This is a genomic window from uncultured Pseudophaeobacter sp., assembly GCA_905479575.1.
In the GTDB taxonomy this organism is placed as follows: domain Bacteria; phylum Pseudomonadota; class Alphaproteobacteria; order Rhodobacterales; family Rhodobacteraceae; genus Pseudophaeobacter.
This window is the reverse complement of sequence record CAJQNB010000050.1, coordinates 1-22300: the sequence shown is the minus strand read 5'-3', so window position 1 is coordinate 22300 and position 22300 is coordinate 1. Positions and strand designations below refer to the sequence as shown.

Below are 22300 nucleotides of genomic sequence, written 5' to 3'. Positions count from 1 at the left end.
GTAGCCCCCTCCATTGTTTTGCTCTTCGACCTCAGCCGCCGGTGTGATCGTCCATCAAATAGGTCGCCATGGCTTTGCGGTCTTCCTCGGTCAAAAAACCAGTTCCATACATCACGACTTCTCCCATCGACCCACCAAAGGCGTCGCCGTCGGGTTTGACCCCGGTGCGAAGCGCATAGGCCAGGCTGTCCACGGTCCACCCGCGCATTTGTAGGGTTTCATAGTCGATTGCCGGAGCTTTTCCGCCGCCGGGCAGTGAGGCACTTCCTCTGAAATGTTGACTGTCCGATTTCCGCGCGCCTGCAAAGTTTCGGGGGGTATGACAGGCAGCACAATGCGCGGCTCCTTCCACAAGCTCGCGACCCCGATTCCAGACCTCGTCGTTGCCTTCAATGGGCTCCGTGCGCGGTGCGATCAAAAATGCGGCCCGCCATAATTTCAATCCCCAACGCTGGTTGAACGGAAAGGCCATCTCCTGATCTCTGGATGGTTCGGCAACGGCAGGCACAGTCTGAAATGCTGCCCACAGGTCAGCAATTTCCTGGTCTGTGAAGTTGCCATAGAAAGGATAGGTGAATGCAGGATAGTAGGGTTCACCCTCAGGCGAGACACCTTGCCTGACTGCGCGAGCAAACTCGTCAATCGACCAATCACCGATCCCGTGCTCGGGGTCGGTGGTCAGATTGGGCGAATATAGCGTGCCGAAAGGCGTCCCCAGTTTCACCCCTCCAGCCAAAGGTGCACCGCCTGCCTCCACATTTGTGTGGCAAGCGATGCAGCCGCTGGCACGGGCAAGATATGCGCCGCGGCTTGCATCTCCTTCCAAACTGATGGGTCCGTTGATCTGACCTATCGGCCAAGCAGCGAGCGCCCCGGTCACGACGACACCGAATGCCGCCCCACCCAAGGCCAATCTTAAAATACCGCGCACCCTACTGACTTTCAGCGCGGAATTTTGTGTGGCACGCCGAGCAGACCTGGGTAACCATGGAGAAGGCACCGTCAACAGGCATCTTGGAAATCTGTGCGGTCGTCATGGTGTTTCCCATTGCTCCAGTGCGGCCCATCATGCTGGATCCACCACCCATCATGCCGGATCCCCCACCCATCATGGTATCTGTCGACATGGCGCTGCTGCCTGTCGCCATCAGACCGTTGTCCGCTGCGCCTGACAGTCCTTCGGAGACAATCCCAAGCTGTTCCGCCAGAGCTGAGAATTCCTCCCACTTGCTCCAGATCGCGTCCTTGGCCTCCGAGGGCATTCCGCCGGAACCTTCGGGAAAGAGTTCCGTCATGGAGTCACCAGCGTGACGTGAGAATGTCGCAGCTGCCTGACGCACAACATCCGCGTCATAGTCAATTTCGCCGCGCATCATGGGCGTGACGGCTTTCACAGCCTTTCCCATATCCGCCATGGCATCCATGCGGTCTTTCACGATGCCAGTCGCACCACCGTGTGCGAAAGCTGTAAGGGCGGTTGAAGTTGCGACGATCGCCGCGAGAATAGTGGTCTTTTTCATAGTTTCAATCCTTGATCGGTCGAGTTTTCGAGTGTCTTGAGATCAGGATTGGCTGCGCGGTGGCGGTTTGTCTGAAAGAGGCGTCCAGCTTTCGCCTGCAAGCCAGGTAAGCCAGATTTCCGACTTGCCGGTCTCTGCTGGGCCAAGTTGAACCGGTGTCAGAAGGAAGGCCGCGGCGGTGAAGCAATCCAGACCTGGATGACAATGCCCAAAAGATGCTGCAACCTCAGCGTGGTGGTCGAGTTCATCTTTGCTTCCGTGACTCGCGTAGGAACTGTCCGAGTTCCCAGCGTGCCCACGAGCGCTATCCGGGAGACCCGCGAATGCAATCAGCCCGCCGAACATGACGACACAGATCAATCGGAGCAGGGATAGGCTGGGTTTTAGAAGCATCAATTGATCCCGTTTTCGCGCTGCAACTCCCGCACATACCGCGCGATGTATTGTACATCACCACGCGTCAGTCCAGGCACCGGTGGCATGTTCCCGAACTTCCAATGATGGGCGCGAACACCACTTTGCGCAGCCCTCTGGAACGCTTCATCCGAATGGTGACTTGGTTCGTAAATCTTGTGCACAAGAGGTGGGGCAACCCCATTTTGACCTGCCGCATTTGCGCCATGGCAAGACGCGCATTTAGCATCAAAGGCACGCTTTCCAAGTACCGCGTCTGCTGACAGCTCTTGTGGCAACCGAACATCCACAATCGGGTATCCCATTGCAATGTTGCTAGTGTCCGGCGGTACCATTGAATGACCTTGCTGCACAGGACCAGGATGAATCGCATGCCACCCTGCGACTGCGACACCGGCAAGCAGTGCACCGCCCACGAAAAGTCCCCATTTACTCATTGTTCTTTCCTTTTGAGTTGTTCATGCGGCCTTCAGATCAACTTGACCTGAGTGCCGACAGGGACGCTGTCGTAGACCTCTTCGATCTGCTCATTGTAGAAACCGATACAGCCATTCTAAGATCGTCACCAGATTTTGCGTATTTCCTGAGTGCTGTGCATGCGGTAGGATTGCCAAGATAGATACAACGCTCTTGTGCCAAGGTGATTGGCCGAATCATAACCCTTGATGATCGCCAGCCATTTATCCAGGACGAAGAACAAAATGTTCCGTCGCACCATGGGGTTGCGGGATATTGGAAAGTGTTTCCTGTGCCCTCAGGATTGAGGGGGGCGGTCAGAACCGAAGCCATACCATCTTCCATCAGGCCTCTGTTAAGCTTTCTATTGCCTGCCATGTCGCCTCTTCACTCGTACCATTGGTGTATTCGTGGGCTATTTTTTCGCCTGATCCGTCTCATTCATCAACAGTTCCGAGCCCCGAGATTTGTATCGAAATGTATCCTTGACCTTTCTGTGGGTAAGGCCAGCATATTGTGACGCCAGCATATGGTGACAGCGACATAGAAGAGGCACCCAATGAGTCAAAAAACAGACACGAGCTCCATCGAAAGATCGCGGTCTGGCCCTAAGGCAATGCATTTCGCAATGATGGCCTGTTGCGTCATCATGCTGCTGCCGATCGCAGGCTATTTCCTGGCTGGTGGCGCGCTTGGCGGGCTCGGGTCGAACTTGCTGACCTTTGCACCGCTCCTGCTTTGTGTCGGGGGCCATTTTGTTATGCACAAAATGATGGGCAAAAGCTGCCATACAAGCGGCTCTCGGCGCGAAACAGAAGAACCCAACGCTGTCATCCACGATGTGGCGTCGACCGTGCCGCAGGTACGCCGAGGCTGACCGGGTGCCTGTTTCCGGCCTTGCGCGTGCCATGTTGGCTGGGTTGGTTGTGAGTGGTTGCGCCACTTCCGGCAAGCAATGCGACAAACCAGCTCGGACCAGTCTTTCTTACGGCGATGTAACTATGTTTGCGCCGGAAGGATGCTGGTTCACCGGCGAGGGGAACAGCCCGGTTCGCTCGATTGCGTGTAGCGACGGTCGTCAAGGTTTGGCAATTGCCGACGTATCTGACGTCTCGGTGGAGGCTGATGAATGAGAAATGACATCGAGGAAATCAGGATACGACGATGCTTTCAATCGTGAGGTTGCGCGCCTACTGCATGAGGCTTGTTCTATTCGTCGGCTTAGGTTTTTTGGCAACCAGCCATGCTATAGCTGCGACGTCAGATGACTTTTCCTCAACAGCCCTCACCGCCAGACTGATCTCTGTGCAGGATGGAGTGCCTTCCGGCGCTGAAACGCTTTCGGCGGGTCTAGACGTGATGCTTGCGGAGGGCTGGAAAACCTATTGGCGCTCACCTGGCGAGGTCGGCATCCCCCCACAGATCGATTGGAGCGGTTCAAGCAACGTCGCGGGCGTTGAAATGCTTTGGCCGGCCCCAGAGCGGTTCACCGCATTCGGTATCGAAAACTTCGGGTATCATGACACCGTTGTTTTTCCCCTTCGGGTCACGCTGGAACGGCCAGGTGAACCGGTTGATCTTACCGGAGCTGTAAAACTACTGGTCTGTTCTGAGGTCTGTGTCCCACAGACCTTCGATTTGACACTGTCTCTTCCCTCGGGGTCGGATATCGACACCGTTTCCGCATCGCGCATAAGCACTTTCCTGTCTCGCGTTCCAACCGAAGGGGATCAAACCGGAATAACGGACGCAGTAGCGTCAATCGACGCGAAACAGACAACCCTGACGCTTGAAATGCAAAGTGCCACCGCATTTGGCACACCGGATGTTTTTGCCGAGCTTGGAGCGGGTACTGCTTTAGGCAAGCCTGACATCCGGCTTGGAGATGGGGGCCGCAGACTTTGGGCGCGCATCCCGATCCTTACCGTTCACGCCGAGCTGTATCACGACCCTGTTTTGACCGTGACAGACGGGCCAGCCCGTGCCCTGACTCTGACTCCGCAGCTGGTATCACCCCCCCTTGCCCCACCATTCAGGCTTGAACAACTGGTGCCAGGTCTGGACAAACTGGCATGGATTGCCCTGGTGGCTTTTTTGGGTGGGCTGATCTTGAATGTGATGCCCTGTGTCCTTCCGGTTCTGTCAATCAAACTGTCATCGGCAATTAAGACCCAAGCGCGTGGCGCGCGGTCTGTTCGCATTGGCTTTCTGTTCGCTGCCGCTGGCGTCATGAGTTTCATGTGGTCTCTGGCCGCTATTCTCTATGTGTTACAGATGTCTGGCGTGGCCGTTGGTTGGGGGCTGCAATTTCAAAACCCGGCCTTCTTGGCCTTGATGTTTCTTGTGCTCGCGGTTTTCTCAGCAAACCTGTTCGGTCTATTCGAGTTGGCGTTGCCTTCCTCACTTCAATCTCGCTTGTCCAACGCAGGTGGAACCTCAGGACATGGGGCTGATTTTGCGACCGGGTTTTTCGGCGCGGTCATGGCAACCCCCTGTTCGGCACCGTTCCTTGGGACCGCGGTAGCATTTGCGCTTGCCGGGCGCGGTGTCGACATCATCATTGTCTTCACAGCTTTGGGGTTGGGGCTTGCATTGCCATATCTTCTTATCGCCCTTGTGCCCGGGCTGGTGGCGGTTTTACCCAAACCAGGGCGATGGATGGTTGGGTTGAAGCTGTTTCTTGGAGGGCTTCTTTTTGGAACAGCAATCTGGCTTTTGTGGATTTTGTCCAGCGTCGCAGGCCTGCTTTCTACGATCGTGGTCACGGGCCTTTCAATCGCGTTGCTTGCGGTCCTGATACGGCGTCCCTTGTCCCCTGCTCTGCGTAATCTGGCCGTCATCCCGCTTGCCGTCCTGCCTATGGTTTCGGCAGAGCTTCTGGCGCGCCAGGCCTCGACTGAGGTTGAACGGTTGGGCGGGCGGATCAATTGGATCACTTTCGACCGTGGAGACATTGCACGCCGCGTATCGCAAGGCGAAGTGGTTTTTGTCGATGTCACTGCGGATTGGTGCCTGACTTGTAAGGCCAACAAGGCCTTGGTTCTGGAACGTGATCCGGTTTTGTCTGCCCTGAACAGTGACGGAGTGATCGCGATGCAAGCCGATTGGACACGCCCCGACGAACGTATTTCGCGGTATTTAGAAGCAAATAACCGCTATGGCATTCCCTTCAATGCAATCTATGGGCCGGGGGCACCGAACGGTATTGTCTTATCCGAGATCCTTTCTTCTCAGACTATTCTGTCAGCCCTGAAATCTGCCCGTGCAATTGGGATTCAATCCAGCACTCTCGAGACCGAACAATGAAGCAGTACCGTGAGACTTATGAAGCGGCTCGAATGAAAAATTGACTATATCGGCAAGGATAGAAATGAACAACGTCGAAAAGACCACGAATACCAAATTGCAGCTTTTGCAGTATTGCCACGACAGCTGACATTAGCTTGGATTCACAGGTATGTGACTGGTTTCGCGAATGATCACACGTATCCTTGTGACCTATCGTCTAAGGAACTGCTGGAAATGAGGATTGTGAAACTATGTTGACCAGACGCCACTTCATCGGTTCGACAGCCGCTCTGTTTTCCGCTCCGATTGCAAGCACCGGTTGGGCCGCGCCGACTTCTGACCGTTCAAGGTGGTCCGCATGGGACGCGCAAATTACGCCTGTGGATTATGACCCGGCAACGTCAAACCCATGGGGGTTTCACCCGCGTTTTCTGCCCCAGCTTGTCGAGGCGAATCCCGGCCTGACACCAGGCGACATCCACGTCGATGCTGTGGCGAGATATCTGTACCATATTCGTGAAGGCGGCACCGCCATGCGCTATGGGGTCGCGATTGCGCGTGGGAATCTTTACGAACCCGGTACCTACACGATCAAGCGAAAAGCGAAATGGCCGACCTGGACCCCGACTGCAGCCATGATTAAACGAGACCCAGGTCTCTATGAGCGACATGCAGACGGAATGAATGGCGGCCCAACAAACCCGCTTGGGTCGCGCGCGTTGTATCTGTTTGTCGGAAATCGAGACACCTACCTCCGGATCCACGGTTCACCAAGCCCGCGATCCATTGGAGGGAGGGCCAGTTCGGGCTGCGTTCGCATGGTCATGGCGCATATCAATGGCCTATATGAACATGTATCGACGGGTTCGACCGCCTACCTTTATCCGCCTGAGGATACGGTTTCGGCACGAAGCTGAAGGGTGGATTGGCCGAACAGAACGGGACTAGCCAGTGGCCGCCTCTTCGGTGTCTGCATCTGGCAGTTGGGTGCAGATCGGCCGCCCTCTCATGGATCTCAACGGAAGGAACGTCGTTTCGACCGGGCCAACATGGCGATAGACATAGCACCCATCCGCCGGATCAATTCGCACCGCTGCAAGATCCTGGTAAGGCGCGGCAATCGCAAGCACGCCCTCGGGCAGCTCCTTGATGAACCCGTCGGAAGAGACGCGCCTACCGCCTTCGTAGGTTTCACAAGATGCGAGCAAAAAGACTGTGCCCCCCAGCAGCCAGGTCAAATTTCTCATTGTTAGGTCCTCTCGATAGTCTACTTAGAATGATCAGTTTTTCTTTGGAAAACCAGTGCTTTCTGTGAAGGCAAACGCATTTGTGGGCCTCTGAGGGAACGCAAAAACGCTCTAGGATTTCGTGATCGATTTCGATCAATGGGATGAAACGTTCCACCTGGTTCTGAACAGCCACCGTTACGACTCGTGCGCGGTCTTTCTGGTCGCGGAGGCGCCAATGCGCTCGTCACTCCTTCAACTCGGACAGGGCCTGTTCGACAACCCGGTGGCGGGGATCACCCGGTGCAATATCGGAAAGCAGCGTTGAAGCCATTTCATAAGCTGACACCGCATTTTTCTGCTCCCCCAGAACCTTATAGGCGTTCGCCAATTGCAACCACCCATCCAGATCGTCAGGGTTTTCCTCAAGCCGTTCGGCCAGTCGATTCACCATTGAACGGATGAACTCCCCACGATCTTCAGCGCTCATTTCTCCGGCTGCGGCGATGTCTTCGGCTGTTGGACCCGCTCCGCCACTGGCCATCGGGGCGTAGTCCGTCAGAGCAATTGGGTCACGTCCTAGTGTTTGTGCAATCTGGTTCGCTTGCGCGACAAAGGCCTCCATCCAGGGTGCAAAGCCGTCAGCGGTTTCCAGATGAGACAATAAGAGCGCATGGGCCGCCGGCTCTTTACCCTCCTGCGCCAATGCCATTGATTTGTAGAAAACACCGGCAGGATTGCTCGGATCCAGCGCGATTGCCCGGTCGATGGCAGTTTCTGCTCTGGGTGTAACGATACCTTGTTCCGCACTGACCAGAGCTTCGGCCAGCATTGAGAAAGCCGCCGAGGTTGCGTCATCACGAATTGCCACAGTCTCGAATGCCGCAGCAGCCTGCGTATAGTCCCCCATTCGGTAATAGGTCTGCCCAAGCAGCATCCAACCTTCCGATGCTCCACCGTTTGGCTCGGATGTCAGGCGAGCGTAGAGCTTGTCCGTGAGTTCGGTGATTTTCTGCTGTTCGGCGCGCTCGGCTTGGCGATCCGCATAGGCAAGACTTGAAATCTCCGGTGATCCCATGATGGCGTAGTATCCAACGGCCACAAGCGGCACGAAGAATGCGGCAAGAAAAAGGGTGCCCCGCCCGCTTGTGTTGTCTGCGACCTGTCCAGATGTTGCGCGTCTGGCCGCGGCCAAAATACGTCGCTTGATTTCCTGCTGTGCGGCTGCGGCTTCCGAAGTCGATATCACACGTCGGTCAAGGTCGCGTTGGACCTCGTCCAGCTGATCCACCAGAACTGCAGGCGTTGAATCCAATGCCGCCGACGGCACTTGTCTCTGCCAAAGCAACGGAAAGACAACAAAGCCGACCGACAATACAGTCAACAGCACCATCCATGCGAAAATCATATGTTCTCTCCTGCTTTCTGGTCATCGATGAACTGTTTGATTTCGTGTTCCTCGGCTTCACTCAGCGCGCGCGGAACAGGCTTTTTTCTCCTGCGCAGCAAGGTCGCCAAACCGACGCCCAGGGCCATCACCAGCATTGCCGGGGGCGCAAACCACAAGACGTAGGTTCTCGTGTTCAAAGGAGGTTTAAGCAGGACATAGTCCCCATAGCGTGCCTGAATGAAGGCCAAGGCCTCGTCGTTGCTGTCCCCGGCGACAATGCGTTCACGGACCAGCAAGCGTAGGTCCCGCGCCACTCCTGCGTTTGAACTGTCGATGTCCTGGTTCAGACACACGACGCAACGAAGCCCCTTTGACACCTCACGGGCGCGTGCCTCCAACACTGGGTCATCCAGCATCTCGTCAGGCTCGACGGCCAGCGCAGCCATCGGTATGGCCATCGCAAAGAGAAGAACAAAAAGTCTCAGCATCACAGATCCTCTCTGAGCAAGGCGCCCGCCTGCACCAGGGCTTCGCGAAATTTTCCGACCGCAACCTCTCCCACGACCGGGCCGACATACCGGTAGAGCACAGTGCCATCTGTGCCGACGATGAACGTCTCCGGCACGCCGGAAATACCCCACTCGATCCCAGCACGACCCGTTATGTCAGAGCCAATTCGCGCATAAGGGTTTCCAAGCTCGGCCAACCACCGTGCGGCGTCCTCAGGTTCGTCCTTGTAGCTGATGCCAAAAAGGCGGATGCCGTCCCGCTCGACCAGGCTGGTCAGCACCGCATGTTCTGCACGGCATGGCACACACCAGGATGCGAAAACATTCAAGACAACAGCTGTTTCAGTGCCAACCAGGTTCGAGCGCGACAAGCCAGGCGTTTCCACGCCCACAACCGGTTCTAATTCAAAATCCGGCGCAGGTTGTGCGATCAACACGGACGGGACTTCGTTCGGATCCCGATCCGGGTTCAGACCCCAAAGGAAAAAGCCGCCAAAAACGACCGCAACCAGTAGTGGGAGGAATGCCAGTATTCGTTTCATGACTATTCCGCCGGAGTTGAGAGCGCGGAGGTCGCGCGTGTGCGTTTTGGCGCGCCAACCCGAAGCCGCCGATCTGACAGGGACAATGCGCCCCCCAGGATTAGAAACGTGCTTCCCAACCAGATGAAATTGACGAAAGGTTCATGCAGAATGCGCAGGGTCCAGGCGCCACCCAGCCCTGCGTCTTCTGACGCCGGTTCGGCGATCGAAGCGTAGAGGTCCCCTGCAAGGGTGGAGCGAATTGCGCTTTCCGTTGTTGAGCTTTCAGCAATCGGATAATACCGCCTCTCAGGGAATAGTGTTGTAATGCTCTCCCCGTTTCGCGTGACATCCAGCGTGCCGCGGTCTGCAAAGTAGTTTGGACCACGAACGCGTTCAACGCCTTCAAAGGTTACTTCGAACCCGGCAATCTCGATTGTTGATCCGGGGGCCACAAATACAACCTCTTCAACCTTCCAGGCGCTTGAGCCGATAAAGCCGAACATTGCAACTGCAAGCCCTGCATGGGCCATTGTCATTCCATGCGACGCACGTGGCAGGTTTCGGGCCCGGCGCAGTGCTTCGGAAAAGGGTACATCGAACAACCGGATGCGCATTGCCCATTCCCGTAGTGTTGCGAGCAAAAGCCAGGTGGCCAACAAGATCGACAGATGCGCTAAAAGCGGCCCTCCTTCCTGAAGATACCAAAGCACCAGAGTTGCGATGATCGACGCCAGCGCGACAAACCGCACGCGTTGCAAAACGCCTGCCAAGTCGGCGCGCTTCCAACTCAGGAAAGGGCCCACCCCCATGAAAAGCACGAGAGGCAGCATCATGGGGATAAAGGTTGCGTTGAAGAAGGGCGCACCGACTGAAATCTTTTCCCCGGTGACGGCTTCAAGAAACAACGGGTAGAGCGTGCCGAACAGTACTGTTCCTGTCGCTGCGCCAAGGATCAAGTTGTTTACCAGCAAACCGGCTTCGCGGCTGATCGGCTTGAAAATCCCGCCAGCTTCCATCATTGGCGCGCGCCATGCGTAGAGCGCCAGTGAACCGCCGATAGACAGGGCAAGCAGAAACAGAATGTACAGTCCACGCTCCGGATCAACGGCAAAGGCATGGACCGAGGTCAAAAGCCCAGAGCGGACCACGAAGGTTCCCAACAAGGAAAGAGAGAATGTCAGGATCGCAAGCAAGATCGTCCAGCTTTTGAACGCATCGCGTTTTTCGGTAACGATCGCTGAATGAAGCAGCGCAGTGCCAAGCAGCCAGGGCATGAAACTGACATTTTCGACCGGGTCCCAGAACCACCAGCCGCCCCAGCCGAGTTCGTAATATGCCCACCACGAACCAAGCACGATACCGGCCGTCAAGCTCATCCAGGCCGCGAGGGTCCAGGGGCGAACCCATCGAGCCCAAGCCGCATCGACCCGTCCCTCCAGCAAGGCTGCAACCGCGAAGGAAAAGACGATCGAGAATCCGACATAACCCAGGTAGAGGAACGGCGGGTGCAAAGCGAGACCCACGTCCTGCAAGAGCGGATTGAGATCATTGCCGTCTGCGGGCGGCGGAAACACACGGGTGAACGGGTTTGAGGTGAAAAGCATGAAGGACAAGAAACCGGTGCTGATCCACGCCTGCACAGCGAGAGTACGGGCTTTCAAAGGATCAGGTATATTGGAGCCAAACAAGGAAACGCCTGCGCCGAACAGGGTCAGGATCAACACCCAGAGCAAAAGAGACCCCTCGTGGCTGCCCCAGGTTCCGGCAATCTTGTAGAGCATGGGTTTCAGCGAATGAGAATTCGATGCCACGTTGACCATGGTAAAATCGCTAATGATGAAACTGCGCATCAGGGCGCCGAATGCAAGCCCGACCAATACGAGCTGTCCAATCGAGGTCGCGCGTGCAGACTGCATCCAGAGCAGCTTTCCACGATTAGCCCCGATCAAGGGGACTACGCTTTGGATCAACGCCAGCGCAAAAGCGAGTGCCAGGGCAAAGTGGCCGATTTCGGGTGTCATGATGCAGTCCTGATGATGCGGGGAAGTAGGGTGCTCCCACCCCCTGAAGGGTGAGAGCTATCCGGTGAAGTCAGTCTTCGAGTGCAGCTTTGCGCTTGCGGAACTCGTCTTCGTCCAGTTCCCCCTTTGCAAAGCGGGATTTGAGGATGTCCGTTGCATCCGAAGAGGCACCTCCACCGGGGCGGTCACCGGCGAACCAACGCACCGCCATCACGATCAGGACGATGATCACGCCCCAAAAAGCCAACATCATGAGCCCACCAAACATTCCGTATCCTCCTCCCCAAGTCATGTGGCCAAACCCCCGACCCCAATCATCTGCGCCATCCGCATGGGCGATGTTCGCGGCAAACAAAGCCGCAAGGGTCGATAAACTGAGTTTCATGGTCATGCTGACCTCCTTTCATTGACTAGTCGTTCGCAAAAGGGATCGCGATCGTCGCCCGCAGCCCCCCCTCATCTCGGTTGGAAAGTGAAATATCGCCGCCGTGGGCGCGAAAGATCGTCCTGGCGATGGACAAGCCCAGCCCGTGCCCCCCGGTCTCCAGGGACCTAGATTGCTCAAGGCGAAAAAACGGGTCAAAGACGCGTTCCAGTTCCGGGGCGGGAATGCCGGGGCCATCATCATCTACAGTTATGATGAACTCGTCGGTTCGACCCCTATGGGAAACGCGAGTCGCCCCACCATAACGATCAGCATTTTCGATGACATTGCGTAGAGCCCGTCTCAGGGCATGAGGGCGAATCCGTGCCTCAACAGAAGGCCCCACCTCCAGATCGAAAGGTGTCATCATGTCCGATTTCAGAGCTTCAAGGAACTCGCCGATGTTTACATTCTCGGGCTCCTCAGATCCGGCAAGCCCGCGGGCAAAAGTCAGTGTGGCTTCTACCATGGACTGCATTTCTTCAACGGAGGCCACAAGGCTGTCGCGGGTTTCATCGTCATCAACCATTTCGGCCCGCACCCGCATGGCCGTAAGCGGGGATCGAAGATCATGTCCCAGGGCGGCCAACAGCCGGGTTCGATCCGCCACGAACCGGGTCAGGCGATCCTGCATGCGGTTGAAAGTCGAGGTCAGGTCACGCACTTCGGTCGGTCCAACCATCGGCAAGTCCGCAATGTCTTCGCCCCGTCCCAGTCGGTCTGCCGCCCCAACCAGTCGCCGCAATGGACCAGTCAACCGGGTCATCAGGAACCAAAAGACCACGACCAAGATCACTGCCGCAGACAGCGCAAAAGTTAACATCGAATAGACAGGCCACTGGATGGGCGGTCGTTCGAAACGGGTTCCTACATTCAGCCATCGCCCACCCGCGATCGCAATGGACAGGTTCATCTCGACCGCCGAAAGCTCGCCGCGCATCATCGCCATGTGCATCTCGGCCATTTCTTGTGAAAGATGCGGGAGCGGGAGTATCTGCCCTTCAATTTCGTGTAGTTCGACGCGGATGTCGCGACTAAAGCCATCATCCAGGAGGGCGCGGATGCGCCCCTCGACCAAGCCACCATCCGAATGGTCGGTGTGTTGCACGATCGGCTCCTTTGCCAGGTCAAAACGCACAAGTGGCGAATTGGCGGCACGTAAGATCGACATGCGCAGTTCTTCCGGAGCTTCCTCGATCAGACGCGCAACATTGGCAGCGCGTCCGGCAGCCTCAAATCCAAGTGCCGCCCGAACTGCCAGGCTACGTTCATCGGCGAAAAGCCATAAGCTGATAAGCTGGGCGCCGGTCAATGCCGCTACCACCAACAAAGCCAGTTGAACCCGTAGGGTGTGAAAAGGACCCAATGTCATTCCGTCACCTCCACATCAACTGAGAGGCAATACCCGCCATTGCGGATCGTCTTGATGATTTTTGGTCGCAAGATGTCGGGCTCTATCTTGCGACGTAGTCGGCTGATTTGATTGTCGATCGTGCGGTCCAAAGGACCGGCTGCCCGGCCTGCTGCCAGATCCAATAGCTGGTCGCGGCTGAGGATCACCCGAGGACGCTCAAGGAGCACCATCAGCAGCTTGAAATCAGCACTTGTCAGCGCAGTTTCGTCTGTATCACCACCCAGAAGCACCTGGCGGTCGACATCCAAGCCGAGATGCGCAAATCGTACGATCTTGCCGGCCAGGTCACCTGCCATGGTTTCAGCCTGCGGTGCGCGACGTAGTACCGCCTTGATGCGTGCCAGCAACTCGCGTGGGTTAAACGGCTTCGCGATATAATCATCAGCGCCGATTTCCAGCCCCACGATGCGATCGGTTTCCTCACCCAGTGCGGTCAGCATTATTATCGGAATGCTCTTGTCTGCAGCGAGGCGCTGGCAGACAGATAGTCCACTTTCACCCGGCATCATGACGTCCAGAACCATCAAGTCGAAATGCCCTTTGGCCAGTTTCGCATCCATTTCCTGTGCGTCCTTGGCGGATGTGGCCCGCAAGCCGTTTTTCTCCAGAAAGCGGGTCACGCTGTCACGGATCTGCTGGTGATCGTCAACGACGAGGATATGTGGCGGGTTCGTCATGTTCTCTTTCTAAGTCATCTGTGAGGGGCGGTCAGACCCATTTTTGTCACCGATTGTATCAACAGCCGGGCGTTGCGACAGACGGTTACAATCCGGATGATGCACGCCCTTCCGTTTCGAATTCTTATGCCGATGTGAATGAGGCCAAGAAACGAAAAGAGAGGCTACGATGTCCAAGATAACCAATACCACACTCGCCATCGCCCTGATCGTCGCCACGACAGGCGCCGCGCTTGCCGATGCAGGTCACCACAGTGGTGGCAAAACCGGGTCGGAGAAGGTCGCGACCCAGAGCCCTGGGGCAATGGGGGGAGGCGCGGGGCAAATGGGCATGATGGACGGCAGCCATCCCGACATGATGCAAGGCATGATGAAAATGATGATGCAGATGCACGGCGGGATGATGGGCGGAGGCATGGGGCAGATGGGTGCCATGGGAAGCATGGGTGCTGCTGGACCGATGGGTCTGATGGATCAGGACATGATGTCCCTCATGCGTGGGTCGATGATGGGTCAATTTGATGCTGACGCGGATGGCGATGGCGCCATTTCCGGGGATGAAGCACATGGTCAACTGCAGTCGATGCATGCTGATGCTGACACAGACGGGGACGGGGTGCTGACCCTTGAGGAATTCGAAGTTCTGCACGGTGAAATGATCCGGGCGATGATGGTTGATCGGTTCCAGCACCTGGACACAGACGGAGATGGCATGGTGACAACCGGAGAAATGACGGCGCCGGCTGACCGCATGAACATGCGCCCCTCGGCCGAACAGATGATGGGTGACGAAATGGGCACTCAGGACAACTGAGCCGCTCCATTGGGTGACGCCATTAGGGTGCATCCAACGCCCCGGCTGACATCACAGATCCCCAGGGTCGGTCGGGGCATTTTGTTCAAAAGGAGAAATACGATGACATACACGTTCAACCGGCTGCTGTCTGGTGTGACCATTGATGATGCAGACATGCGGGTGCGTGATGCTCTCGGCGAGCAAGGGTTCGGCGTTCTGACCGAAATCGACGTCAAAGCTACAATGAAAAAGAAGATCGATGTGGATATGGACGGCTACCGCATCCTGGGCGCGTGCAACCCCAACATGGCCCACCAGGCCATCGGATTGGAGCCGCGTATCGGGGCGATGCTGCCTTGCAACGTCATTCTGCGTCAAGTGGACGACGGCACCGAAGTCAGCGCAATCGACCCGGTCGCATCCATGGCGGCCGTTGAAAACAGCGGTTTGCACGCTGTGGCTGGCGAAGTCCGCGACATGCTGCGCACGGCGATTGAAGCCGCGTGACTCCGTTTGAAGGGAGCAGAAGATGTTACTGACCCGTCGTCACACCGTGACCCTCCTGGCATTCTTGCCGGTTCAAGCGCTCGCGACCACCGCCGTGGCCCAGGGCCGCGATGTCTGGACTGCAGCCGAAGCGCTCGAGGCCCTGTTACAGGACCGAATTCGGATGCTTGATATCCGCTCGTCAGAGGAATGGCAGGAGACTGGTGTTGCTCAAGGTGCTTGGCCTGTGAGCCTGCATGATGAACGTTTCCCGGAGCGTTTGTTTGCTGCGCGAAACCTGGCCGAAACCCGCGCTGTTGCCTTGATTTGCGCAACAGGTGGCCGGTCTGGCGCCGTGATGACCAACCTGCGCAAGTCCGGATATGACAGTTTTATCGATGTGTCAGAAGGCATGCTTGGGTCACGCCAGGGCCCCGGTTGGATCAAGGCTGGTCTGCCCATCGTCACCGCTCAAGAGGCAATCTCAGCATTGCCATCCACCCTCAAGCTGTGAGCGGAGGGTGGATGGCATGAGACGTCGAACTTTCCTTGGAGGCCTTTCTGCCAGCGCTTTGGCTACGGGGACTGCGTCCTTGTCCTTTGGCCAAGTGGCAGCAAAGCGGTTGACCATGCCTCCGCTCCTGGACGCCACGTCTTCAGGGCAAGTTCGATTGGAGGCGCAAAAGGGGCGAACCGCGTTTGTCGGTTCGTCCCGCGCCGACACTTGGGGGTTCAACCAGCCCTTCCTGGGTCCGACCTTACGGATGTCGACCGGGCGTGCAACCCAAGTTGATGTCCTCAATTCGCTCGACGAAGAGATTTCGGTGCATTGGCACGGGCTTCTTGTTCCAGGCACGGTCGATGGCGGGCCCCATCAGACAGTTGCCCCGGCAACAACTTGGTCACCCGAACTCGAGTTAATACAGCCAGCAGCGACGGCTTGGTATCATTCCCACATCTACGGCGCTACTGCCCGTCAGGTTCAAATGGGTTTGGCAGGTGTGCTTCAGATTGACGACGGCCAGGATGATGCGCGTGGGCTGCCTTCTCAATATGGTGTCGATGATCTGACCTTGGTTTTGCAGGATCGGCGGTTTTCCCGGCGGGGAGAGATTGATCTTTCTCTCACCATGCCTGACCGCATGATGGGGTCTCTTGGCGATACGATCCTGGTCAATGGCCAGATTGATACCATGGCTGTTGTACCCAAAGGGCTGGTCCGTCTTCGTCTTCTGAACGGGTCAAACGCGCGTATCTATACGCTTGCATTATCGGATGGGCGACCCATGCATCTTGTCGCCACGGACAGCGGTTACCTGGACAAGCCGATCCAATTGTCGAAGCTGCGTCTCTCCCCCGGCGAGCGTTTCGAGGTGCTGGTTGATTTTTCAGATGCACGCGATGTCTCGCTGACGTCTGAACACAACACCAATACCGGGATGATGGGAGGCCGGCGCCAGCAAAGCGGCCGTTTTTCCGTGTTGCCGTTTACTGTTGATCCCACCCTTCCCGCGCGTATCACAAGACAGCCCGACAGCCTCGGTGGCAGCCGCCCAAACGGTGATGCCGCAAACGCGATTTGGCGGCGTCTTTCATTGGATATGCCCATGGGCATGGGAATGATGTTTGGCCGTTCTGATCGGCGCTTCTCAATAAACGGAGATGCGTTTGCGATGGACCGGATCAATTTCCGTGTGACCCAAGGGACCGTTGAGCGATGGACGGTCAACGCGGATATGATGATGCACCCGTTTCATGTGCATGGCGTCAAGTTTCAGGTCTTGTCGGAAAACGGCCGCGCACCGCAACGTCAGAATACAGGTTGGAAAGACACTGTTCTGGTCAATGGCTCGGTCGATCTATTGATCCGCTTCGACCAACCTGCGCCGGCCAACGCCCCCTTCATGTATCACTGCCATATCCTCGAACATGAAGACGGCGGGATGATGGGCCAGTTCACCGTCGGTTGAGTGGCCGAACGTTGAGCCGCGTCCAATGTATTTAATCGGGATGCTCGAGATGCCAGAAAGGAGATCGACAATACCAATTTTGCCTGCTGTCGCTTTGCTTTGCGCCTTGGGGCTCATCGGGTATTGGCTTTGGTATTCCCCAGAATGGTTGCAAGTCGATGCGCAGGCTGTTGCCCGATGGGTGGCAGACCTTGGACCATTCGGTCCACTGGCAATCATAACCCTCATGACGCTCGCAGTTGTAGCAAGCCCCATTCCAAGCGCGCCCATCGCCCTGGCAGCAGGCGCAGCCTTCGGGCAAATTGCTGGTACACTCTATGTGGCAATTGGGGCTGAAACGGGGGCCTTGGCGGCGTTTGGGATCGCCCGCATTTTTGGTGGGAAATCTGTCGAAAGGCTTCTTGGCCCCCGTGCAGTAACGGGTCTGTTTGGATCGCAAAATGTGTTGACTCTCGCCGTTTTTGTAAGCCGCTTGCTGCCGTTCGTATCCTTTGATGCGATGAGTTATGCCGCCGGTTTGAGCCGTATTCATCCGTGGCGGTTCATCCTTGCAACACTGGCAGGCATTCTCCCAGCAAGCTTCGTCTTGGCCTATCTGGGCGACGAAGCGATGTCGGGAAGTTTCAGTTCTGCCGCCTGGGTTGCCATTGGTCTTGGCCTCCTGACGGCCACGCCAATCCTCGTTGTGGCGCTGCGCCACAAGTCTGGCACTGTTCCTCCTTCCCCCCAACTGGAAGATCCGAAATGAACCTCGCCGCCATCCCTTTTCCCGAAATCTCAACCGAGATTTTCTCCATCGAGATCGGGTCCCTGACCTTTGCCCTCAGGTGGTATGCGCTTGCCTATATTGCCGGATTGCTGCTGGGATGGCAGCTCTGTGTTCGGCTTATCCGAAACGTTGAGTTTTGGCCGGATCAAACTCCGCCTATGACTTCTCAGCAGCTGGAACAGCTGCTGAATTGGGTTGTTGTTGGTGTAATTCTGGGTGGCCGGCTTGGTTTCGTGCTGTTCTATCAACCCGACTATTACCTGGCGCGGCCGTTGGAAATTCTCAAAGTGTGGCAGGGTGGAATGTCCTTCCATGGCGGGTTTTTGGGCGTATCGGTTGCGGCGCTGGTGTTCGCTTTGCGCAACCGGTTGGAGATCCTCGGTTTGGCCGATCTTCTAGCGCTTTCGGCCCCGATCGGCCTGCTTCTGGGGCGGGTCGCAAATTTCATAAACGCCGAACTTTGGGGGCGGCCGACCACCCTTCCCTGGGGCGTAGTCTTCCCGGGCGAGGCCGCCCAATCTTGCACCGGAGCAATAGGTTTGTGCACCCGGCACCCGTCTCAGATTTATGAAGCCGCGTTGGAGGGGTTGGTGTTGGGGGCGGTTCTACTGACCCTCGCCCTGCGTCGCAAATGGTTGCACAGCCCTGGCGCTCTGACCGGGATGTTCCTTGCGGGCTATGGCTCCGCACGCTTTCTGGTCGAGTTCGTCCGCCAACCCGATATGCAATTTGTTACGGAAGAAAACCCGATTGGTCATGCACTGCATTTCGGCACTGGGGGACTGACCATGGGGCAAATTCTCTCCCTGCCCATGATCCTGACCGGAGTCGCTCTGATCTGGTGGGTCCGATCGGACCGGGCCAACCGGAAGCCGAAAAAACATGTCGAAGTGGGTTGATCCTACCCCCAGGGGAACCCCCACGCTTGTCGCATAGATTGGAGAAAAACGATGTCAAATAAGACCGATCATCACCACGATCACCAGCATCATGACGCGGATCCAGAAGGGCATTCCGACAAGGTGTTGAAAGCTGTTGACCCTGTCTGCGGTATGAGCGTGGAGGTGACGCAGGACACGCTCTCTAAGGATCAGGAGGGGGAAACCTACTACTTCTGTTCGGACCGCTGTCTTACCCAGTTCAAAACCGATCCCTGGCTTTACGCCTTTAGCGGCGGTGCGGATGGCAGGATGCATGAAGGCGCGCCTGGCGCTTCAACCACTCCGGTCGCTCCGGGCACAAAATGGACCTGCCCGATGCATCCGGAAATCATCCGAGATGAACCCGGATCCTGTCCGATCTGCGGGATGGCCTTGGAAACCGTTTTGCCCTCGGACGAACAAAACGAAGAATTGACTGATTTCACTCGTCGCATGTGGGTCAGTTCCGCTGCGGCGGTACCTCTGGTTGTTCTCACGATGGGCGAGCTTGTCGGATTGCCTGTGCGGGATTGGGTCGGCCATCAGCTGGCAACATATGTCGAGTTCCTGATTGCCACCCCAATTATCCTTTGGGCGGCGCAACCGTTTTTTGCCCGAGGTGTTGTATCAATACGAAACCGATCACCGAATATGTGGACCTTGATCGCACTTGGGGTTGGAGCAGCCTATGTTTACTCCCTATTCGCCACGTTCCTGCCAAACCTGTTCCCTGACCAGTACAGAACTGAAGGTGGGGTCGGCACCTACTACGAGGCCGCTGTTGTCATCATCGCACTTGTATTTGTCGGTCAGGTCCTGGAGCTACGCGCACGCGAACGCACCGGGGATGCGATCCGTGCTCTGCTTGATTTGGCACCAAAAATGGCGCGGGTTATTCTACCCGATGAACTGGAGCGGGATGTGCCTCTTGAGCAGGTGGTTGTCGGAGATTTGTTGCGGGTTCGGCCGGGTGACAGCATTCCGGTCGACGCGACCGTAATCGAGGGCCATTCATCCATTGATGAAAGCATGATCACTGGCGAACCAGTGCCGGTTGAAAAGACTGAAGGTAACCGGGTGACCGGCGGCACGATTAACAAGAATGGATCTCTGGTTGTCCGCGCAACCCAGGTAGGCACAGATACAGTCTTGTCACAGATCGTCGAAATGGTTGCAGGTGCTCGCCGTTCGCGCGCGCCCATTCAGGGCCTTGCTGACCGGGTGTCTTCGGTATTCGTACCGACTGTCGTGTTGATCGCAACCCTCGCATTCATCTCTTGGGTAATCCTGGGCCCTGAGCCGCCGCTTGCCTTCGCTATCGCGGCGGCCGTGTCGGTTCTGATCATTGCATGTCCCTGCGCGCTTGGCCTGGCAACTCCGATATCGATCACCACGGCGGCTGGGCGGGGGGCGCAAGCCGGAGTTCTGATCAAGGATGCTGAAGCGCTTGAGCGTATGGCGCGCGTGGATACGATTATCGTGGACAAAACAGGCACTCTGACCCTTGGCAAGCCCGAGCTGACCAATGTCCTGGGCTTTTCTGATCTCACAAGTGACACCGTTCTCAAACTCGCAGCAGCGCTCGAATTGGGATCCGAGCACCCGTTGGCAGAGGCGATCGTCGAAGGCGCGCGGAATCGTGGACTTACCTTGCCCAAAGCCGACAGCTTTGAAGCCGTGACTGGCAAAGGGGTTCAAGGTGCCATTGCAGGTCAAACCGTAGCGCTTGGGAATACAGCGATGATGCAGCTCTTGAGTATCGACACCTCGGGGATTGAAGACTCCATGGATGCCCTGCGCATGGAAGGCAAGACGGCAATGTTTGTCGCCCTGGACGGCGCACTTGCAGGGGTTGTCGCGGTTGCCGATCCCATCAAACCGACGACGGCCGGAGCCATTCGTGACCTGCATGATTTGGGGCTCAAGGTGATCATGGCAACAGGTGACAACCAACGAACCGCCGAAGCCGTCGCCGGCTCACTGGGTATTGATGATGTGCGCGCTGGTGTTCTGCCCGAAGACAAGAAAGCGCTGGTGGAAGAACTGCACGCCGCTGGACATCGGGTGGCGATGGCTGGCGACGGGGTCAACGACGCGCCTGCATTGGCGGCAGCCGATGTGGGGATCGCCATGGGGACAGGTGCTGATGTTGCGGTGGAGAGTGCCGGAATCACACTGCTGGGCGGGGATCTTGTTGGTATCGTGCGGGCACGCAAATTGGCCAAGGCGACTCTGCGCAATATCAAGCAGAACCTGTTTTTCGCTTTTGCCTACAATGCGGCCGGCGTGCCGATCGCGGCAGGTGTTCTCTATCCCGTGCTCGGTATTTTATTGTCGCCAATGATCGCCGCAGCCGCAATGAGCTTGTCTTCGGTCTCGGTGATATCCAACGCGCTGCGCTTGCGGCGCGTCAAACTTTGATCCGCATAAAGGGGGTAAGGCATCGTCAAGTTGCCGGGCACCTCCCTTATGCCCCCGAGGTCCGCAGGCTGATTTCTACCACCAATGCCATTGGGGCGTTGAACTCGAAGATCCGCCGCGCCGTTCGAACCCGCGGTCATTTTCCCAGTGACGAGGCCGCTGGCAAGTTGATCTATCTTGTGTTCAATGCTACCTCTCAGGAGTGGAAGCGTTCTATCCGCGAATGACATGCCGCGAATAGTCAATTCGCAATCATGTTCGAAGACCGCTTCCCAACGGCGTAAGAAATCACGTCAGGGCGCAAAATCCTGCACGGTCTCGCGGCGGCGACAGCTCTGTTTCCTTCAATACCAGCTTCACGACCTTGCGCCGCACCTCGTCAGGGATCCGGTTCCAGACATGCTTTGGCTTGGGAGATTGACCCTGTAGGCCAGCCTCGCCACGCTGCAGATACCGATCATACCAGCGATAGAGTGTGGTGCGAGGGATGCCCAGTGTGGCCAATGTCTGACGCACTGACAGATGCGATCCTTCGACTACCCGGATGATTTCCAGCTTCTCTGATGCGGTATACCTCATTCGCCCCCATCCCCTGTCATGCCTGTTTAAGAAGGCGCAGTTCAAGCGTTTGCTCAGCCACGACTTCCTTCAGGTCGCAGTCCTCTCGGCGCAGTTCTTTGACCTCATCAGTCGTGGCAGCCCGCGCTTTGTCGCCAGTCAACCGTGGCTTGCCCTGTCTCGGTTCATTCGAACCGATGGCATTCACCTCAACAGTTCATGAAGCCCTTAGACCATTTGTAGTAAACGCCCTGGGAAATCCCCTCTCTGCAGCACAGGTAAGCATTCGACCATTGTCCTCGCCACGCAGACCGTCCAGAACGATCCTCATCTTCTCTTCGGATGAATAGTGTTTGCGCGTGGCCCGCTTGATGTCGGTTGTGTCTCGAATCTGGTGGAAATTCTCTGGCGGCGTTCTCCGAGCATGTGGATTTGGGCCTGATCAGGCCGCGAGGTCAAGTCTGATCGGGGCGATGGGCTGAGCCAAGGTTTCCCAGCCATCGACCTTTCGCATCTG

General features: G+C 56.8%; 21 protein-coding genes and 3 pseudogenes. 11 read left to right on the top strand and 13 right to left on the bottom strand.

Annotated features, from left to right (window positions below; all coding sequences use genetic code 11):
- Window positions 1-31: 31 nt before the first annotated feature.
- The 4 genes and pseudogenes from QZ268_RS13935 to QZ268_RS13920 form a co-directional block, all read right to left on the bottom strand.
- Window positions 32-922 carry a cytochrome c gene (locus QZ268_RS13935; protein WP_295453844.1) on the bottom strand — a complete coding sequence of 297 codons (891 nt, stop codon included), beginning with the start codon at window positions 920-922 and terminating at the stop codon, window positions 32-34.
- Window positions 923-932: 10 nt separating this feature from the next.
- Window positions 933-1520: a cytochrome c gene (locus tag QZ268_RS13930; protein WP_295453763.1), complete on the bottom strand. Its 588-nt coding sequence runs from the start codon at window positions 1518-1520 to the stop codon at window positions 933-935.
- A 392-nt stretch (window positions 1521-1912) separates the two neighbouring features.
- Window positions 1913-2371: a cytochrome c gene (locus QZ268_RS13925; RefSeq protein WP_295453760.1), complete on the bottom strand. Its 459-nt coding sequence runs from the start codon at window positions 2369-2371 to the stop codon at window positions 1913-1915.
- A 32-nt stretch (window positions 2372-2403) separates the two neighbouring features.
- A pseudogene (locus tag QZ268_RS13920) lies at window positions 2404-2616 on the bottom strand (L,D-transpeptidase); the annotation flags it as partial.
- Between the two features lie 333 nt (window positions 2617-2949).
- On the opposite strand from QZ268_RS13920, the gene QZ268_RS13915 reads away from it, so the two are divergent.
- The 3 genes from QZ268_RS13915 to QZ268_RS13905 all read left to right on the top strand — a co-directional run bounded on the left by QZ268_RS13915 (window position 2950) and on the right by QZ268_RS13905 (window position 6595).
- The gene (locus QZ268_RS13915) at window positions 2950-3267 is read left to right on the top strand and encodes a DUF2933 domain-containing protein (RefSeq protein ID WP_295453757.1); all 318 of its coding nucleotides are present in this window, start codon (window positions 2950-2952) and stop codon (window positions 3265-3267) included.
- 287 nt (window positions 3268-3554) lie between these two features.
- Window positions 3555-5696 (top strand): protein-disulfide reductase DsbD domain-containing protein, encoded by a 2142-nt coding sequence (locus tag QZ268_RS13910; protein WP_243614760.1) that lies wholly within the window; start codon window positions 3555-3557, stop codon window positions 5694-5696.
- Between the two features lie 233 nt (window positions 5697-5929).
- A complete protein-coding gene (locus QZ268_RS13905; RefSeq protein ID WP_295453753.1) occupies window positions 5930-6595 on the top strand; it encodes a L,D-transpeptidase in 666 nt (221 codons plus the stop codon).
- Window positions 6596-6622: 27 nt separating this feature from the next.
- Here QZ268_RS13905 and QZ268_RS13900 read toward each other — a convergent pair whose 3' ends face one another.
- The 8 genes from QZ268_RS13900 to QZ268_RS13865 form a co-directional block, all read right to left on the bottom strand.
- On the bottom strand, window positions 6623-6925 hold the full coding sequence (locus QZ268_RS13900) for a hypothetical protein (protein ID WP_295453751.1): 303 nt from the start codon (window positions 6923-6925) through the stop codon (window positions 6623-6625).
- A 226-nt stretch (window positions 6926-7151) separates the two neighbouring features.
- On the bottom strand, window positions 7152-8312 hold the full coding sequence (ccmI, locus tag QZ268_RS13895) for a c-type cytochrome biogenesis protein CcmI (protein WP_243614784.1): 1161 nt from the start codon (window positions 8310-8312) through the stop codon (window positions 7152-7154).
- Window positions 8309-8782 (bottom strand): cytochrome c-type biogenesis protein, encoded by a 474-nt coding sequence (locus tag QZ268_RS13890; protein ID WP_295453743.1) that lies wholly within the window; start codon window positions 8780-8782, stop codon window positions 8309-8311. Before QZ268_RS13890 ends, ccmI begins: the two co-directional genes overlap by 4 nt.
- The gene (locus QZ268_RS13885) at window positions 8782-9345 is read right to left on the bottom strand and encodes a DsbE family thiol:disulfide interchange protein (RefSeq protein ID WP_295453741.1); all 564 of its coding nucleotides are present in this window, start codon (window positions 9343-9345) and stop codon (window positions 8782-8784) included. The genes QZ268_RS13890 and QZ268_RS13885 overlap by 1 nt, the downstream gene beginning before the upstream one ends.
- A 2-nt stretch (window positions 9346-9347) precedes the next feature.
- Window positions 9348-11348, bottom strand: coding sequence for a heme lyase CcmF/NrfE family subunit (locus QZ268_RS13880; protein ID WP_295453738.1), 2001 nt, complete (start codon window positions 11346-11348; stop codon window positions 9348-9350).
- A 70-nt stretch (window positions 11349-11418) separates the two neighbouring features.
- Window positions 11419-11739, bottom strand: a complete 321-nt coding sequence (locus tag QZ268_RS13875) for an SHOCT domain-containing protein (RefSeq protein WP_295453735.1) — start codon at window positions 11737-11739, stop codon at window positions 11419-11421.
- Between the two features lie 19 nt (window positions 11740-11758).
- Complete coding sequence (locus QZ268_RS13870) at window positions 11759-13144, bottom strand: ATP-binding protein (RefSeq protein WP_295453732.1); 1386 nt, start codon at window positions 13142-13144, stop codon at window positions 11759-11761.
- Entirely contained in the window at window positions 13141-13863 is a 723-nt protein-coding gene (locus QZ268_RS13865; RefSeq protein ID WP_295453730.1) for a response regulator, read from the bottom strand. Before QZ268_RS13865 ends, QZ268_RS13870 begins: the two co-directional genes overlap by 4 nt.
- Window positions 13864-14032: 169 nt before the next feature.
- On the opposite strand from QZ268_RS13865, the gene QZ268_RS13860 reads away from it, so the two are divergent.
- The 8 genes and pseudogenes from QZ268_RS13860 to QZ268_RS13825 all read left to right on the top strand — a co-directional run.
- The gene (locus QZ268_RS13860) at window positions 14033-14677 is read left to right on the top strand and encodes a calcium-binding protein (RefSeq protein ID WP_295453727.1); all 645 of its coding nucleotides are present in this window, start codon (window positions 14033-14035) and stop codon (window positions 14675-14677) included.
- A gap of 102 nt (window positions 14678-14779) precedes the next feature.
- Window positions 14780-15166, top strand: coding sequence for a DUF302 domain-containing protein (locus QZ268_RS13855; RefSeq protein WP_295453724.1), 387 nt, complete (start codon window positions 14780-14782; stop codon window positions 15164-15166).
- A 22-nt stretch (window positions 15167-15188) separates the two neighbouring features.
- A complete protein-coding gene (locus tag QZ268_RS13850; protein ID WP_295453721.1) occupies window positions 15189-15659 on the top strand; it encodes a rhodanese-like domain-containing protein in 471 nt (156 codons plus the stop codon).
- Between the two features lie 115 nt (window positions 15660-15774).
- On the top strand, window positions 15775-17115 hold the full coding sequence (locus QZ268_RS13845; protein ID WP_295453718.1) for a multicopper oxidase domain-containing protein: 1341 nt from the start codon (window positions 15775-15777) through the stop codon (window positions 17113-17115).
- A gap of 25 nt (window positions 17116-17140) precedes the next feature.
- Window positions 17141-17863, top strand: a complete 723-nt coding sequence (locus tag QZ268_RS13840) for a TVP38/TMEM64 family protein (RefSeq protein ID WP_295453716.1) — start codon at window positions 17141-17143, stop codon at window positions 17861-17863.
- Window positions 17860-18783 carry a prolipoprotein diacylglyceryl transferase gene (gene lgt / locus QZ268_RS13835; protein WP_295453713.1) on the top strand — a complete coding sequence of 308 codons (924 nt, stop codon included), beginning with the start codon at window positions 17860-17862 and terminating at the stop codon, window positions 18781-18783. Before QZ268_RS13840 ends, lgt begins: the two co-directional genes overlap by 4 nt.
- A 51-nt stretch (window positions 18784-18834) precedes the next feature.
- Window positions 18835-21225, top strand: a complete 2391-nt coding sequence (locus QZ268_RS13830; RefSeq protein WP_295453710.1) for a heavy metal translocating P-type ATPase — start codon at window positions 18835-18837, stop codon at window positions 21223-21225.
- A gap of 41 nt (window positions 21226-21266) precedes the next feature.
- A pseudogene (locus QZ268_RS13825) lies at window positions 21267-21452 on the top strand (transposase); the annotation flags it as partial.
- Between the two features lie 97 nt (window positions 21453-21549).
- Here QZ268_RS13825 and QZ268_RS13820 read toward each other — a convergent pair.
- Window positions 21550-22174 (bottom strand): annotated as a pseudogene (locus QZ268_RS13820) (helix-turn-helix domain-containing protein); the annotation flags it as partial.
- Window positions 22175-22300: the final 126 nt, after the last annotated feature.

Bases quoted from the DNA above. Each gene is read 5' to 3' on its own strand.
- QZ268_RS13915 (WP_295453757.1), top strand. From the start codon at position 2,950: ATGAGTCAAAAAACAGACACGAGCTCCATCGAAAGATCGCGGTCTGGC.
- QZ268_RS13845 (WP_295453718.1), top strand. From the start codon at position 15,775: ATGCCTCCGCTCCTGGACGCCACGTCTTCAGGGCAAGTTCGATTGGAG.
- QZ268_RS13880 (WP_295453738.1), bottom strand. From the start codon at position 11,348: ATGACACCCGAAATCGGCCACTTTGCCCTGGCACTCGCTTTTGCGCTG.
- QZ268_RS13900 (WP_295453751.1), bottom strand. From the start codon at position 6,925: ATGAGAAATTTGACCTGGCTGCTGGGGGGCACAGTCTTTTTGCTCGCA.
- QZ268_RS13930 (WP_295453763.1), bottom strand. From the start codon at position 1,520: ATGAAAAAGACCACTATTCTCGCGGCGATCGTCGCAACTTCAACCGCC.
- QZ268_RS13910 (WP_243614760.1), top strand. From the start codon at position 3,555: ATGCTTTCAATCGTGAGGTTGCGCGCCTACTGCATGAGGCTTGTTCTA.
- QZ268_RS13850 (WP_295453721.1), top strand. From the start codon at position 15,189: ATGTTACTGACCCGTCGTCACACCGTGACCCTCCTGGCATTCTTGCCG.
- QZ268_RS13890 (WP_295453743.1), bottom strand. From the start codon at position 8,782: ATGCTGAGACTTTTTGTTCTTCTCTTTGCGATGGCCATACCGATGGCT.
- ccmI (WP_243614784.1), bottom strand. From the start codon at position 8,312: ATGATTTTCGCATGGATGGTGCTGTTGACTGTATTGTCGGTCGGCTTT.
- QZ268_RS13875 (WP_295453735.1), bottom strand. From the start codon at position 11,739: ATGACCATGAAACTCAGTTTATCGACCCTTGCGGCTTTGTTTGCCGCG.
- QZ268_RS13865 (WP_295453730.1), bottom strand. From the start codon at position 13,863: ATGACGAACCCGCCACATATCCTCGTCGTTGACGATCACCAGCAGATC.
- QZ268_RS13860 (WP_295453727.1), top strand. From the start codon at position 14,033: ATGTCCAAGATAACCAATACCACACTCGCCATCGCCCTGATCGTCGCC.
- QZ268_RS13840 (WP_295453716.1), top strand. From the start codon at position 17,141: ATGTATTTAATCGGGATGCTCGAGATGCCAGAAAGGAGATCGACAATA.
- QZ268_RS13870 (WP_295453732.1), bottom strand. From the start codon at position 13,144: ATGACATTGGGTCCTTTTCACACCCTACGGGTTCAACTGGCTTTGTTG.
- QZ268_RS13885 (WP_295453741.1), bottom strand. From the start codon at position 9,345: ATGAAACGAATACTGGCATTCCTCCCACTACTGGTTGCGGTCGTTTTT.
- QZ268_RS13855 (WP_295453724.1), top strand. From the start codon at position 14,780: ATGACATACACGTTCAACCGGCTGCTGTCTGGTGTGACCATTGATGAT.
- QZ268_RS13925 (WP_295453760.1), bottom strand. From the start codon at position 2,371: ATGAGTAAATGGGGACTTTTCGTGGGCGGTGCACTGCTTGCCGGTGTC.
- QZ268_RS13830 (WP_295453710.1), top strand. From the start codon at position 18,835: ATGTCAAATAAGACCGATCATCACCACGATCACCAGCATCATGACGCG.
- lgt (WP_295453713.1), top strand. From the start codon at position 17,860: ATGAACCTCGCCGCCATCCCTTTTCCCGAAATCTCAACCGAGATTTTC.
- QZ268_RS13905 (WP_295453753.1), top strand. From the start codon at position 5,930: ATGTTGACCAGACGCCACTTCATCGGTTCGACAGCCGCTCTGTTTTCC.